The sequence below is a fragment of the Aureimonas altamirensis genome (assembly GCF_001463885.1).
Classification (GTDB): domain Bacteria; phylum Pseudomonadota; class Alphaproteobacteria; order Rhizobiales; family Rhizobiaceae; genus Aureimonas; species Aureimonas altamirensis.
Genome location: NZ_BBWQ01000001.1, coordinates 1 through 13,986 on the forward strand (window position 1 = coordinate 1; position 13,986 = coordinate 13,986).

Sequence of the window (13,986 nt, forward strand, 5' to 3'; positions counted from 1 at the left end):
CCCCGGACGATGATGGGCGATCATCCCTCGGCCAGAAGTCGGCTACCTCTTCGGGGGATGAGGCGAGATGTCACATTCTGCAGTTGTCATCATATGAAGTATGTCAATTGAAAATTGACAATTCATCTAACGTGCAGGTGTTATATGGTTCACTCTCTTTCGGGTCGGCCTTTCGACGGCCGCGCAATTTTGAACTGGGTTCCGGATTACGCCGATCTCGCCTGTCTGCCGGGGGCCAGTGTGGCCGCGGATGCGATCGAGCGGGGCGTCGGCGAACTCCTGTCCAGTTCGGTTTCCACCATGGCGCTGACCGATGCCGTGGAGCGGCTGTTTCGGGCCGAGCGCGAAGCCCTGCTGGCTGCGCTTGCCAGCATTCCGCTGGCCTGAGCCGGTAGGCCCCGCCGATCAGGTTTCCCGTTCCCAGCGGCGCAGCGACGCCAGAAGGTGGGCGGCCATGTGCCCGGACGCGCGCAGGCTGTCGCGCGCTTCCATGGCGTCCACGATCACGACATGCTCTTCATAGGCGGACAGCCAGCTCTGCCGATTGTCGAAATGCTCTCGGTACTGCGTGAAGATCGGGCTGAAGCGCGCGTCGAACATGTCGCCCACTAGCCGGCTCAGCACACTGTTTCCCGACAAGCTTGCAATTTCGATATGGAAGATGCGGTCGTTATCCAGCGGATGACGATTGGCGTCGATATCGACTTTCATTGCATGAAGCAGATTGCGGAGCCGTTCGAAGTCCTGCGGTTGCGCGCGTGCGCACGCCATGGACACGGCGGCCGTCTCGACGGCGATGCGGGCTTCCATCAAGTCGTTCGGGCTGTCGCCATGCTGCTTCGTGGGCGTTTCGGGCGCGCCGAGATAATAGATGCCCGATCCCATCCGGATATCGACCGTACCTTCGATCTCCAGCGCGATCAGCGCCTCACGCAAGGACGGGCGCGATACGCCGAGCTGCTGGGCCAGGTCCCGCTCGGGTGGCAAGCGGCCGCCTTCCCGAATTCCCTTTTCAGCGATCAGGCTGCGGATCTGGTCGGCGACCTGCTGATACAGGCGTCGTTGTTCGACAGGAGCAGTGGATGTCGACATGTAGCCTCGCATTGGAATCGCCAGATCAGACATGACGGATCGGTGGTGCGCTTGTCCAATGAAACCACGATAGGCCACGGGCTTACAGGCGCGTTGACAATGCAGGATCGCGGGTCGAAAATCCCCCTGTGGTTGTAACGCGGGGGCGGACATGGCGCACAAGTTCGAAGTGTACAAGGACAGCAAGGGCGAGTTTCGCGTCCGGTTCAAGTACAATTCCGAGGTCATTTTCTCGACGGAGGGGTACTCGTCGAAATCCGGCGCGCACCGCGCGGTCGAATCCATAAAGAAGCATGTCGCGGACGCTCCCGTCGAGGACAAGGAGTGAATGCCTGCTGACGTCTGCAGCTTGAAGTCGAGAACGCGCGGAAGCAGCTTTTTCAGGCGGTTTGCGTGAGCGCGTTTCCGGAGCGGCATCCATGAGAGCCGAGAAGGTCGCAGGGCTTCTCAATGCGTTCGTCGAAAGCCGGGATCTGAAAAATCTCACCTCTGCGGAGACCGACGAACTCGGCGGCATCTTCGATGCGCTGCTGGCCGCGCGCGTGGAAACAAACGGCGATGCCGAAACGCTTCTGGCATGGCAGTCGGACCTGCTTCAGGCGTTGATCCTGGCCGTGGAGCGAGGTCGCCTCAGCGTCGAGCCGCTCGACGTGCTTCGCTATTGCGTGGAACTGGCGGAGAGCGTCATCGGATATCTGTCGAAAGGCGATCCGGCAGCGCTGGAGCGTCCGGGCTAGTTGCAACCGGATCGCCGTTCCCTAGATCATGCCGAAGCCCAACAATGCAGCGGCAAGAACCAGGCTGGTGAACAAAGTCTGCTGTATGGCCATGACATCCCCCTTGTGCATGCGCCTGTCGCGATTTGGCCGCCTTTCCGCCATGGATGTCAACGCCATTCGGTTTGTGCGTCGTTGCGCCACGCGGCGCGGGTTGGCAGCAAAGGAGTTCTCGTGACCGTCCTGCCCATCTACATAGGGGCGGCCTTGGCCGAGATCGGCGGATGCTTCGCCTTCTGGGCCTGGCTGCGGCTGGGCAAAAGCATCCTCTGGGTTCCGGTCGGGCTTGTCTGTCTGGCAGCCTTCGCCTGGTTGCTGACACTTGCGGAAACCGAGGCCGCCGGCCGTGCCTATGCTGCCTATGGCGGCGTCTATATCGCCGCATCGCTGGCGTGGCTCTGGTTTGCGGAAGGGTTTCGCCCCGACCGTTTCGATCTCATGGGCGGGACGATGGCGCTTGCCGGGGCGGCTGTCATCTATTTCGCACCGCGCGGATAGGGAGTCCGGCCTCTTTTGGATGATGCATTGCAACATGCCTATCCGGATGGGCGATGAGCAAACCTTAACGGTGCATTGCCGCTGAGGCCCCCGCAGCGTAACGTTGCTGCAATCGAGACACCAAGCCCCTGCTGGAGGTGGCTGTGTACTATCAGCGCCCAATTGCCAATTATGTACGCAGACGGCTGGCCAAAGGCCGCACGCTGGAGGCCGCGGCCGCGCGGGCCGACATCGTCCAACCCGTGGAAACGGAGTGGAGCGCCTGTCCGGCCGTGTACCTGCCGGGTCAACTCGAGCACGCAACGGCGGGCGTGGAGGGGCATGGCAGCCTTGCCGGAGAGCTTGCCGCCTGCCTGCCGGGCCTTGTCACCCATGCGGCGGTTGTGCGCTACACGTTGCGCGATGCGATCGTCCACGCGGGCGGATACGATGCGCAGGGGCATGCCTTCCGCGCCGAGTCCGGAAAGCTGCCTCTGATCCGCACGAAGGGCGCCGCGCGCTACGATACGGCGCTGTATTGCATGAGTGCCGTTTCCCGACGCTATTTCGGCCACTGGCTTCAGGACGCCTGTGCAACGGCCCTGCTGCGCCACGGAGAGGATGCGCTGGCGCTGGACGATCGTCCCGACTGGCCCCATGCCGGCGAGTACCTTTCGGCATTCGGGTTCCGACCAGCCGTGGCGCCCAGCCTTCGGGTGGGAGAACTGACAGTCTATCAGGACCATGGGCAGGGCTCATCCAAGCGAGAGCGCTACCAGCGCATGCGGGCTATGCTGCGCGATGCCTTGCCTGCATCCGGCCAGGGCCCATCGGCCGTCTATCTGCGGCGCGGCGCCACCGGGACGGCGCGCGTGATCGAAAACGATCAGGCTATCGGCGAGCTGCTGGCCCGACGCGGATTCGAAATCGTCGACCTGGATGGCACAAGCGCTGCGTCCTTGCATGGCAAGCTGCGCGATGCGTCCATCGTCGTCAGCATGGACGGCAGCCATCTCAACCATATCTACACTGCCGCCAACCCCGGCACCGCTATCCTGTCGTTCATTCCGGCAGACCGGTTCACCGCCACCAATGTCGGCTATGCGCGTGCCGCCGGCATGCGCTTCGGCCTGTTGATCGCACCGCGCGGGCCCGGCGGCTACCGCGTCGACGAGACCGACCTTCTGAAGACACTGGACCTTCTGATCGCGGCATCGCCCCCGCTTATGGAGCCCGAGCCCGTCATGCGTGCCGCCGTCACCGGCTGATGCCGCTGCGGCCTGCCTCTACCGCACCTCGGCAATGTCACGCGGCCTCTTTGCGGCACGATCACCTCAGGCGCGATGGCGCTCGATTTCCGCAACCGCCAGATCCGTCATGGCCGAAAGCGCGGCTTCGGATGCGCCGTCCCGCGCCTGAACCGACATGCCCTGGATCATCGCGCCGACGAAGCGGGCGAGGGCCGGCGCATCGCAGGCTTGCTGTAACTGCCGCTCGGCGATGCCAAGCTCGATGCGCGCCCTGACGGCATCCAGCGTCTCGTTGCGCAGCCCCGAAACGTGGCGCGCCACCGGATCGTTCTCTACCGCGCAGCCCAGCACGGCCGTCGAAACCATGCAGCCATGGGGGCGGCCGGGGCGGGTGAATTCATGTGCGGATTCACGCAGCACACGCGCCAGAGCCGTCACCACGTCCGCTTCCTGAAGGGCCTGCGCCGTAGAGGCTCCGATATGGGCCTGGTACCACGCCAGCGCCTCGCGATAGAGATCGGCCTTCGACGTGAAAGCGGCATAAAGGCTCTGCGGCGTGATCCCCATCGCCGCCGTGAGATCGGTGATGGATGCGCCCTCGTAGCCGAGCTGCCAGAAGGCTTCCGCAGCCTTCTGCAGCACGTCGTTGCGGTCGAAGGCGGGTGGACGTCCACGGCGACGCGGCGGGCTGTCTGTATTTTTCACATCGATCACTATGGATATTATCTCGCGGATGGATTATTCAGGAACGGTCATTGTGATTATATAGGCCGAAGCCAGATGAGTCTTCCGGAATTTTCCAAGGCATCCGCCCGCCTGGACGCCGCGATCGAAAAGGCGCTGGCCGAAAAGCGCATTGTCGGAGCTGTCGTTCTTGCCGCGCATGACGGCATCGTCATCCACCGTCGCGCTGCCGGCTACGCCAATCGCGAAACCCTGACCCCGATGCGCGAGAATGCGATCTTCCGGCTTGCCTCGGTGACCAAGCCCATCGTGACGGCCGCCGCCATGCGCCTGGTGGAAGACGGGCGGCTGGACCTCCACGCTCCCGTTACGACATGGCTGCCGGAGTTTCGCCCGGCCCTGCCGGACGGCACGCGGCCGCCAATCACGATCCACCAGTTGCTCACCCACACATCCGGCCTCGGCTATGGATTTCTCCAGCCGTCCGATGGACCGTATCAGAGGCTTAACGTTTCGGATGGCCTCGACCAGCCGGGCTTGTCGCTGCGGGAAAACCTGTCGCGTATCGGCGCGGCGCCGCTGGCCTTCGCCCCCGGCGCCGGCTGGCAATATTCCGTGGGGCTCGACGTTCTGGGCGGCATTCTGGAGCGGTTGGGCGGTCGAAGCCTTGCGGACATCGTTCGCGATACGGTGACGACCCCTCTTGGCCTAGCGGATACCGGTTTTTTCGTGAGCGATACGAGCCGGCTGACCGAAGCCTACGCCGACGGCAACCCCGAGCCGGTGCCGATGGCCGACGGAATGCAGGTGTCGCTTTTCGACATGGCCGCGTTCTTTGCCCCATCCCGGATACTCGATCCTCGGTCGTACCCCTCGGGTGGCGCCGGCATGGCGGGGACGGCCGGAGATGTCCTGCGCTTTCTGGAAGCGATCCGCGCCGGCGGCGCACCGATCCTCGGCGCCGGAACGGTGGAGACGATGGCCACCGATCATGTCGGCATGGCCGCCGGGACACAGGGGCCGGGGTGGGGCTTCGGCTACGGATGGGCGGTGCTGGTGGACCCCGCGCCAACCGGCACGCCGCAAGCGCCCGGCACCCTGCAATGGGGTGGCGCCTATGGCCATAGCTGGTTTGTCGACCGGGCCAACCGCCTGACCGTCGTGGCCCTGACCAACACCGCCTTCGAGGGCATGTCGGGCGCGTTTCCTGCCGAGATCAGGAACGCGGTCTATGGCTAGGCAGCGCCGGGAGCCCTCCGCCCTTACGCGCCGGCATTGCCGGTGACGGCGCCGATGGCCTTCGACATGATCTCGATGCCGAGGTCGATCTCTTCTTCCGAAACGGTCAGCGGCGGTGCGATCCGGAACACGCCGCCCATGCCCGGCAGCTTGACGATGTTCATGCTGAGGCCGCGCCGCATCGCCTCGTCCATGATCGCCGCGCCAAGCTCGTAACCGGGTGCCCGGCTATGCCGGTCGGTGACGATCTCCAGGCCCAGCAGCAGGCCGCGTCCGCGCACGTCGCCAACGCATTCGAAGCGCTGCTGCAGCGACCGAAGGCCGGCTTCCAGTTGCGCACCGCGCTTGCGTGCCTGCTCCACCAGCCCGTCACGGGCGACGACGTCCAGCACCGTTACACCGACAGCGGCGGGGAGCGGGTCGGATACGTGGGTCGTGTAGAACAGGAAACCGCGCTCGAAGGCTGCCTGCTCGATCTCGGGCCGCGTCAATACGGCCGCCAGCGGCAGGCCGGCTCCCAGCGTCTTGGACAGCGTCATGATATCCGGCGTTACGCCGTCGCGCTGGTAGGCGAACATATCGCCCGTGCGTCCGACGCCGGTTTGCGCCTCGTCGAGGATCAGCAGCATGCCGCGCTCCTCGCATTTGCGCTTCAGCGCGGCGAGATATCCGGGCGGAAGCTCCAGGATACCGCCGCTGGACAGGATCGGCTCGGCGATGAATGCCGCGAGATTGCCGGTGGACTGCCGGTCGACCAGCTCGAAGGCATCGTCCAGCTCGCGCTGCCAGTCGAGGCTGCCGTCGGCATGGGCGAAGCGCGGGCGGTAGCTGTTGGGGGCAGGGATGAGGAACGAGCCGGCGGACGCCGGTCCGTAGCCCTTGCGCCCGGCACTGTAGGTCGCGGACGCCGCGGCGCCCGTCATGCCGTGCCAGCTCTGCGCAAAAGCGACGATCTCGTGCCCGCCCGTCACCAGCTTTGCCATGCGGATCGCGGCTTCGTTGGATTCCGCACCCGTCGTCAGAAGCTGCACGCGCTCCAGCCCCGGTGCAAGCGCGGCCAGCCGCTCGGCCAGCTGGACCACGGGGCGCGACAGCATCCCGCTGAAGAGGTGCGCAACGCGGCGCATCTGCCGGTCGACGGTCGCGACGATGTCCGGATGGGTATGGCCAAGGACCGCACTCATCTGGCCGGATGTGAAGTCCAGGATCCGGCGCCCGTCTGCATCGTGCACGAAGCTGCCTTCGGCGCTTTCCACGATGAGGCTTTCGAAGCTCGGTCCGTATCGCGTCAGATGCTTGTCGGCGCTGGCCCAGAAGGCGGCATCGGAGTTCAGGGACATGGCAGGCGCCTTTCCTTTTGCGTTGCAACAAGGGTTAGGGCCGATTGCGATCTCAGGCAAATTGATAGTATGCGTTTGGGATATCGACAAAATCGATAGGCTGGCCGTGCGTCATCTGGATCTGACATCCCTCTACAACCTCACGGTCGTCGCCCGCGCCGGCTCGATCAGCCAGGCCGCGCTGGAAGTGGGCCGGACGCAATCGGCGCTGAGCATGCAGATGCATCGGCTGGAGGAGGCGATCGGGCAACGGCTCCTGCATCGCGGCGGGTCCGGTGTGCGCCTTACCGCGGCCGGCGAGACGCTGCTGGCACATGCCCAATCGCTGCTTGCGCGGCACGACGAGGTGATGGCCGACCTTGCCGGCACATCGCTTAAAGGGTTGGTGACCCTTGGATGCCCCGAGGATTACTCCATTGCGCTGGTGCCGGATCTGCTGCGCGGTTTCTGCACCATGCACCCCGATGTTGCGTTGCGCCTCGTTTGCGCCCCCACCATCGAGCTGCGGCCGATGCTGCACCGGCGGCAGGTGGATGTTGCGCTCGTCTCGGTGCCGCCCGGCAGCGAGGAGGCAATCCGGCGCGAGGATTTCGTATGGGTCGCCAGCGAAGAGCGGCCCGCGATCCTGGATCAGGAGTTCCTGCCGCTGGCCTTGTCGGCGCCGTCGACCGCGGATTACAGGGCCGCTTGCGACGCGATGGAAGCCAATGGGCGCCGCTACCGCGTGGCTTTCGCCAGCAACAGCCTTGCGGGCCTGGTCGCCTTTGCCCGGTCCGGCCATGCGATCAGCGTGCTGACCCGCATGGCTGTACCGCCGGAACTGTCCATCGTTGCCGACGGCCTGCCGCCACTGCCGGCCATCGGCATCACGGTCGCCTACTCCGAAGACAGGCCCTCCACGGCGGCGAAGGCATTGGGCGAACATATCGCCAGAATGCTGTAAGCCGGGCTCGCGCTTGACGAAGTAAGGAAAATTTCTTACCTAAAGCAGGAGTTGTCATGGGGGCCGATGATGGGCGCGCTGCTGAGAGAAGAAAGCACGATCACTGCCAAGGGCCAGACGACTGTTCCCAAAAGCGTCCGGCAGGCGTTGAATGTGGACTACGGTGGGCGCATCGCCTTCCTCGTGGACGAGCAGCGCCGGATCTATGTCGAGAAGGTAACGGAGGAGGCGAGCGATCCGGTCGTGGATCGTTTCCTTGAATTTCTGGCTCAAGACATGATCACGCACCCCGGCACATCCGTCGCTGCGCTGCCCGCCAGCCTGCGCGACCGCGTGGCCGCGCTTGTCGGCGACATGGAGGTTGACCTCGATGCCGAGATCGACGGGGATGTCGCGCTCTAGTGCTGACGATCGATGGCTGGACCATTCTGGCACATCCGCTCTTTCTCGATCAGCTCGAAAAGCTGACCGACGCCGTCGAGGCGTTGAAGGAGAGGAAGCCCGAAGAATACCGAAAGAACGCCAGCACGAAGCTTCTGGCCGCGCTGAACAAGCTGATATTCCAGACAATTCCTGCCGATCCCACCGCGACCGTCTATCGGCAGGGGTCCACGCTTGGCGCGGCGCATAAGCACTGGTTCCGCGCGAAGTTCGCCAATGGTCGATTCCGCCTGTTCTTCCGCTATGACACGACGGCGAAGATCGTCATCTTCGCCTGGGTGAATGATGAAACCACGTTGCGGACCTATGACGCGAAGACCGATGCCTACAGGGTCTTCAAAGGAATGCTGGAGCGCGGCAACCCGCCTGACGATTGGGAAGCGCTTCGCAAGGCCGCGTCCGACCAGGCGGCACGTAAGCGCCTGGAGAACGTCTCGCCTGCGAAGCGGTGACAAAGGCCAACAAGCGTTGCATCCCTAAAGCCAATGCTGGGCGCGAACCTCGCCGGGCTTCGCGAACCGGTCAATGCGGAAGGGCCGAGGATCGACCGCCGGGCTGGAGCCGGTCGCAAGATCGGCCAGGAGCCGCCCGGCGCCCGGCCCGATGCCGAAGCCATGGCCGGAGAAGCCTGTGCCGATGAAGAGGCCCGGTATCGCGTCGACCGGCGAGATGACCGGGATCGCATCCGGCATCGTGTCGATCATGCCGGCCCAGCTTTGCGCGACCTCGATCCCTTCCAGTCCGGGGATCGAGGCCCTGACATCGGCGACGATGCGGCGGATGGTTGCAGCGTCCGGCTCCGGGTCCAGGATGCGCACCGCTTCGAAAACGGATGGCCGGTCGGCCTCGCCCGGACGCCACTGGACCGCTTCTTCCAGAAAGCGCCGGTTCAGTTTCAGCTGAAGGTTTTTATGCTCCACCCGGAACGCCGGCAGGAACAGCCGCGCAAAGCGCAAGGAATCCGGTGTCAGGTCCACCTGACTGGACGCCGAGGTGGCGATGGTCAGCCCACCATCGAGGCGTTTGCGCAGGGCGAAGCGCGCGACGCTGATCGCTGATGTCAGCGGGTAGCTCGTCGGACGGGTCCGCAGAACGTTGGAGCGGACCTTGAGCTGCGGAAGCTCGACGCCGAGCCCCTTGAGGAGAAGGCGGGACCATGCCCCGCCCGCGACGACCACGGTGGAGCAGCGAACGCGCCCCTTTTCCGTGACGACAGCAACGACCCGGCCCGCAGCACGCTCGATGGTGCGCACCGCCACGCCCTGATGGATCGTCGCGCCGGCGTCGAGCGCGGCCAGCGCCATGGCGGGAGCAGCCATTTGCGGTTCGGCCCGCCCGTCTTCCTGCGTCGACAGCGCGCCGGCGACCGGCACGCCATAGCCTGGCAGATGCGAGGTGAATTCCGCAGGCGACAGGATGCGGCTATCGATGCCGTGTTCGCGGGCATGAGCGGCCCAGCTCCGATGGCGTTCGACGTCGCGCTCCGTGCGCGATGCGTAGATGATGCCGGCCTTTCGGAAGCCCGTCTCCCGCCCGGTCCGGCGGTTCATGTCTTCCCACTGCGCCATGCTGTCGACGATCAGCGGCAGCTCGCGCAGGTCGCGCCCCGTCCTGCGGCACCAGCCCCAGTTGCGGCTGGATTGCTCGGCGGCAATCGTGCCTTTCTCGAAAAGCGCGACACGGTGCCCGCGCTCGGCAAGCGTCAGCGCGGTCATGACCCCGATGATGCCGCCCCCGATCACGGCAATGTCGACCTCTTTCGGGATATCGGGAGAAGAGGGTACGGGCTCGACGGTCGGTCCCATCGTAAATCCTCAGTCGTGGTTGGGGAGGGCAGTTTGCGGGACGGCGCGGTGCATCAGCGCGATCCGTCCGCCATGATGCGGTCGGGCGAGCGAAGCCGTGTATCGAGCGGGTTCAGCAGGGGTTCGATCAGCTCGACCTCTTCCCGCAGCAGCGCGGCGTAGGCCGCGACAAGCTCCGGCGTCAGCTTGGCTGTCAGGAACGTCAGCCCGAGGGAGGCGACCGGGCCTGTCTCCATCGCGACGATGGGGACGGCGATGCCGGCGATACCGACCAGGAATTCGCCCGGATCGAGCGCATAGCCCTTTTCGCGGACCTCGGCGATCGTTTCGCGGACCCGCTCCACCGTCAGGCCCGAATATGCCCCATATCGCTGGCCATTGGCCTTCAGAATGAACTCGCGCTCGTCCTCCGGCATGAAGGCGAGCATCGCCATGCTGCCCGACGCAACGCCGAGCGGAACCGAGCCGCCGATGGCGCCGGTCAGCGTCTGCACGACCGTGTCGCCGTCGCGGCGGTCGATGCAGACGGAATCATGATTGTGCCGCGCCATGACGGCCACCATCTCGCCGGTCCGGCGACGCAGGCGCTGAAGTGCCGGCTGGCACTGGCTTCGCAGGCCGGGCCCCACCGCTGCCTTGGCGCCGAAGACCATCAGCTTCGTGCCCAGCCGATAGCGTCGTCCGCCTGCGGGACGCGACAGAAGCCGGTGACCCACCAGGCTGGTCAGGATGCGATGCGCGGTCGCCGTGTTGAGGCCTGAGCGCTCGGCGATCTCCTTGAGCGACAGTCCATCGCTGCCACCGTCGGCAACGACATCCAGAAGCGCCACCGCCCGGTCGAGCAACTGTGTTCCCAGTCTATCGCTCATGGATTTTCCATAATGTGATAATTACTGCGTTTCATTCTCTTATCGTGAAAACAGAATTGACACTTCGGGAGCTGGCTGTCCAGTCTATGGGCATGCCTAATTTGTGCTCTTCATCGGGATGTCTTTGATGGGTCTTGCAAATTCCGCCGTGGAGGCAGCAGCAGGCCCCCGCTGGCCGGCGTTGTTCACCCCATTTCAGGTCAAGAGCCTGCGGCTGAAGAACCGTGTCATGAGCACCAGCCATGCGCCGGGCTACGCCGTGGCAGGCAAGCCGCTGGAGCAGTACATCGCCTATCACGAGGAGAAGGCGAAAGGCGGCCTGGCGCTGACGAGCTTCGGCGGGTCCTCGTCCGTCTCGATCGACTCGCCCGCCGCGCAGTGGCGGCAGATTTCGCTGGCCGACGATAGTATCATTCCGGTCTTCCAGGCGTTCGCCGAACGCATCCATCGCCATGACACGGCGCTGATGTGCCAGGTCAGCCATCTCGGTCATCGCTCGCGCTACGACGCGGAAAACTGGCTGGCGCCGATTGCGCCGTCGCCTGTTCGAGAGCCGGCGCACCGGTCGTTTCCCCGCCAGATGGACAGGGACGATATCGCCCGCGTGCAGGCGGACTTCGCCGAGGCTGTGCGGCGCTGCCGCGACGGCGGCCTCGACGGTGTGGAGCTTATCGCGTCGGGCGCGCATCTCATCGGCCAGTTCTTCTCGCCGCACACCAACCGGCGCACCGACGGCTATGGCGGATCGGTCCGGAACCGCGTGCGCTTCGGCATCGAAGTACTCGAGGCGGTTCGCCGCGCGGTCGGCGACGATTTTGCCGTCGGTTTGCGCCTTTCCTCCGACGAGATGTCGCCCGAGGCGCTGAACCATCAAGAGTGTCTCGAGATCGCAGCCGCTTTCGCGAACAGCGGGGTGGTGGACTTTCTGACCGTCTCCACCGCGACGAACGCCTCTTCGCTCGGTCTGGCACGATCCATTCCTGGCATGTGGCAGACGCCGCATCCCTATGTCGCTCTGGCCGGCGATGTGAAACGCGAGACCGGGCTTCCGGTCTTTCATGCCGGACGCGTTCTCGATCTTGATCAGGCCGATGCGGCGATTGCCGCGGGGCATCTCGACATGGTCGGGATGACGCGAGCGCATATCGCCGACCCGCATCTGGTGCGCAAGGCGCTGGACGGGCGCCAAGCGGAGATCCGCCCCTGCATCGGCGCCAATTACTGCGTCGAGCGCCTGCATCTCGGTGGCATGTCGCTTTGCATCCATAATGTTGCGACAGGCCGCGAGCGGACGATCCCGCAGGCCATAAGCGCCCCCGCCGAAACACCCCTGCGCGTGGTCATCGCCGGCGGCGGGCCCGCCGGGCTGGAGGCGGCGCGCGTCAGCGCCGAACGCGGACACGACGTGGTTCTGCTGGAGGCTAGTGACCGGTTGGGTGGCCAGTTGCGGATCGCCGAACGGGCGCCGTGGCGTGCCCAGATGGGCGTGATCGCAGACTGGCTCGCGGCGCGCGTGAAGGCCCTGGGTGTCGATGTGCGGTTGGGCATGAAGGCCGATGCGAATGCCATACTGGCACTGGCGCCGGACGTCGTCATCGTGGCGACAGGCGGGCATGCCAACCCGGGCGACTTCGAAGGCACTGAACTTGCCGTGACGGCCTCGGCTATCCTTGCCGGCCACGTCGAACCGGCACAGGACGTGCTGTTGTTCGACGACAACGGGTACAATCAGGGGCTGTCCGCCGCCGAAGCGATCCTCGGCTCTGGAGCAAAGCTTCTCATCGCTACGCCGGAACGTGCGCTCGGCGCCGAAATGACGGCCTCGAACTACGCCATCCACCTGCGCAACATCTATGGCAAGGGCGGGACCATCCGCCCGGATACGCGTCTTGTCCGCCTTGAACGGCATGCGGCTTCCAACAGGCTCGCAGCGACGCTTCGCAACGAGATGACCCATGATCAGGAGACGCTGATCTTCGATCAGGTCGTCGTCGAAACGGGCACGTTGCCGAATGACGATTTGTTCGAGGCGCTGCGCGCCGTGTCGGGCAATGGCGGCGCGCTCGACTGGGACGCCTATGTTGCCCTGCGCCCCCAGCCCACACCCGCCAACGGGTTCAGCCTGTTCCGCATCGGCGATGCGGTCGCCAGCCGCGACGTCCACGCATCGATGTACGACGCGATGCGGCTCACCCTTCCCATCGGATCGAAATCTTCCCCGCAAGCAACGAAGGAGCATACGCAATGAGGACGTGCATCGGACTTCTGTCGGCGACCGCCATCTCCATGGCTGTGCTGACGACACCGTCGCTCGCGGACACGCTGGCCGACATCAAATCGCGCGGCACCCTGTCGGTGGGTATCAAGAACGACTATCCGCCCTACGGCTTTCTCAACGAGAATGGAGAGATCGTCGGCTTCGAGGTCGAACTGGCCAAGTATGTCGCCAATGAGCTGCTCGGATCTCCGGACAAGATCGAACTGGTGCCGGTTGTCGCCTCGAACCGCATCGAGTTTCTGAATTCCGGCCGTATCGACGTGATCTTCGCCACGCTCGGCGTTACCGACGAGCGCAAGAAGGTCATCGACTATACGGTCGAATATGTGAACTCGCCCGGACCTTCGGTGTTTGCCCGCAAGGAAGCGAAGTTTACCGAGTGGGAGCAACTGCGCGGCCAAAGCCTGTGCGGAATCCAGGGCTCTTACTTCAACCGTCATCTGACGGATGCGTTCGGTATCCAGCTCGTCAACTTCACCTCGCAGCCCGAAGCGTACCGCGCCCTTATGGACAATCGCTGCGTCGGCTTCGTCTTCGACGACATGACGCTGCGCCAGGCGCTCAAGCAAAGCGAATGGGCCGACTACAAGATCGCCGTCGAAACCTATGAGTACCTGCCGATTGCCGGCGGGCTGCGCAAGAACGACGCGGCATTCTCCGAAGCGGTCAACGCGGCGATCGTCAAGGCCGAGGGCGAGGGCAAGCTGATCGAGTGGGAGACCGAATTCGACATGCCGCAATCCGACTATTTGGTCGAGCGCGCCGAGGCCGCTCGCGCTGCAGCCAACTGAT

The 13,986-nt window shown here is 64.7% G+C and carries 16 protein-coding genes; 11 read left to right on the forward strand and 5 right to left on the reverse strand.

What is annotated here, in order from left to right:
• Nucleotides 1–189 precede the first annotated feature (189 nt).
• Nucleotides 190–387: a hypothetical protein gene (locus AUL31_RS00005; RefSeq protein ID WP_143190082.1), complete on the forward strand. Its 198-nt coding sequence runs from the start codon at nucleotides 190–192 to the stop codon at nucleotides 385–387.
• 18 nt (nucleotides 388–405) lie between these two features.
• On the opposite strand, the gene AUL31_RS00010 is transcribed toward AUL31_RS00005, so the two are convergent.
• On the reverse strand, nucleotides 406–1,092 hold the full coding sequence (locus AUL31_RS00010) for a FadR/GntR family transcriptional regulator (RefSeq protein WP_060599754.1): 687 nt from the start codon (nucleotides 1,090–1,092) through the stop codon (nucleotides 406–408).
• 151 nt (nucleotides 1,093–1,243) lie between these two features.
• On the opposite strand from AUL31_RS00010, the gene AUL31_RS19835 reads away from it, so the two are divergent.
• The 4 genes from AUL31_RS19835 (at nucleotide 1,244) to AUL31_RS00025 (ending at nucleotide 3,613) form a co-directional block, all read left to right on the forward strand.
• On the forward strand, nucleotides 1,244–1,420 hold the full coding sequence (locus AUL31_RS19835; protein ID WP_073468946.1) for a YegP family protein: 177 nt from the start codon (nucleotides 1,244–1,246) through the stop codon (nucleotides 1,418–1,420).
• Between the two features lie 91 nt (nucleotides 1,421–1,511).
• Nucleotides 1,512–1,829, forward strand: coding sequence for a hypothetical protein (locus tag AUL31_RS00015; protein ID WP_060599756.1), 318 nt, complete (start codon nucleotides 1,512–1,514; stop codon nucleotides 1,827–1,829).
• Between the two features lie 213 nt (nucleotides 1,830–2,042).
• The gene (locus tag AUL31_RS00020) at nucleotides 2,043–2,366 is read left to right on the forward strand and encodes a YnfA family protein (RefSeq protein WP_060599758.1); all 324 of its coding nucleotides are present in this window, start codon (nucleotides 2,043–2,045) and stop codon (nucleotides 2,364–2,366) included.
• 143 nt (nucleotides 2,367–2,509) lie between these two features.
• Entirely contained in the window at nucleotides 2,510–3,613 is a 1,104-nt protein-coding gene (locus AUL31_RS00025; RefSeq protein WP_060599760.1) for a glycosyltransferase 61 family protein, read from the forward strand.
• Nucleotides 3,614–3,679: 66 nt separating this feature from the next.
• Here AUL31_RS00025 and AUL31_RS20620 read toward each other — a convergent pair whose 3' ends face one another.
• Nucleotides 3,680–4,309 (reverse strand): TetR/AcrR family transcriptional regulator, encoded by a 630-nt coding sequence (locus tag AUL31_RS20620; RefSeq protein ID WP_409359926.1) that lies wholly within the window; start codon nucleotides 4,307–4,309, stop codon nucleotides 3,680–3,682.
• A 66-nt stretch (nucleotides 4,310–4,375) separates the two neighbouring features.
• Between AUL31_RS20620 and AUL31_RS00035 the strand changes: the two genes are divergently transcribed.
• Entirely contained in the window at nucleotides 4,376–5,518 is a 1,143-nt protein-coding gene (locus AUL31_RS00035; RefSeq protein ID WP_060599762.1) for a serine hydrolase domain-containing protein, read from the forward strand.
• A gap of 23 nt (nucleotides 5,519–5,541) precedes the next feature.
• On the opposite strand, the gene AUL31_RS00040 is transcribed toward AUL31_RS00035, so the two are convergent.
• Complete coding sequence (locus AUL31_RS00040) at nucleotides 5,542–6,858, reverse strand: aspartate aminotransferase family protein (protein ID WP_060599764.1); 1,317 nt, start codon at nucleotides 6,856–6,858, stop codon at nucleotides 5,542–5,544.
• Nucleotides 6,859–6,964: 106 nt separating this feature from the next.
• On the opposite strand from AUL31_RS00040, the gene AUL31_RS00045 reads away from it, so the two are divergent.
• From AUL31_RS00045 to AUL31_RS00055, 3 genes are all read left to right on the forward strand, one after another.
• Nucleotides 6,965–7,801 (forward strand): LysR family transcriptional regulator, encoded by an 837-nt coding sequence (locus tag AUL31_RS00045; RefSeq protein ID WP_244489281.1) that lies wholly within the window; start codon nucleotides 6,965–6,967, stop codon nucleotides 7,799–7,801.
• Between the two features lie 66 nt (nucleotides 7,802–7,867).
• Complete coding sequence (locus AUL31_RS00050; RefSeq protein ID WP_244489282.1) at nucleotides 7,868–8,203, forward strand: type II toxin-antitoxin system PrlF family antitoxin; 336 nt, start codon at nucleotides 7,868–7,870, stop codon at nucleotides 8,201–8,203.
• Nucleotides 8,203–8,694 carry a type II toxin-antitoxin system YhaV family toxin gene (locus AUL31_RS00055; protein WP_060599768.1) on the forward strand — a complete coding sequence of 164 codons (492 nt, stop codon included), beginning with the start codon at nucleotides 8,203–8,205 and terminating at the stop codon, nucleotides 8,692–8,694. Before AUL31_RS00050 ends, AUL31_RS00055 begins: the two co-directional genes overlap by 1 nt.
• Nucleotides 8,695–8,718: 24 nt before the next feature.
• On the opposite strand, the gene AUL31_RS00060 is transcribed toward AUL31_RS00055, so the two are convergent.
• Both AUL31_RS00060 and AUL31_RS00065 read right to left on the reverse strand, forming a co-directional pair.
• On the reverse strand, nucleotides 8,719–10,047 hold the full coding sequence (locus tag AUL31_RS00060) for an NAD(P)/FAD-dependent oxidoreductase (RefSeq protein ID WP_060599770.1): 1,329 nt from the start codon (nucleotides 10,045–10,047) through the stop codon (nucleotides 8,719–8,721).
• 53 nt (nucleotides 10,048–10,100) lie between these two features.
• On the reverse strand, nucleotides 10,101–10,916 hold the full coding sequence (locus tag AUL31_RS00065; RefSeq protein ID WP_060599773.1) for an IclR family transcriptional regulator: 816 nt from the start codon (nucleotides 10,914–10,916) through the stop codon (nucleotides 10,101–10,103).
• A 127-nt stretch (nucleotides 10,917–11,043) separates the two neighbouring features.
• Between AUL31_RS00065 and AUL31_RS00070 the strand changes: the two genes are divergently transcribed.
• Nucleotides 11,044–13,164, forward strand: coding sequence for an NADH:flavin oxidoreductase (locus AUL31_RS00070; protein WP_060599775.1), 2,121 nt, complete (start codon nucleotides 11,044–11,046; stop codon nucleotides 13,162–13,164).
• Nucleotides 13,161–13,985: a transporter substrate-binding domain-containing protein gene (locus AUL31_RS00075; protein ID WP_060599777.1), complete on the forward strand. Its 825-nt coding sequence runs from the start codon at nucleotides 13,161–13,163 to the stop codon at nucleotides 13,983–13,985. The genes AUL31_RS00070 and AUL31_RS00075 overlap by 4 nt, the downstream gene beginning before the upstream one ends.
• Nucleotide 13,986: the final 1 nt, after the last annotated feature.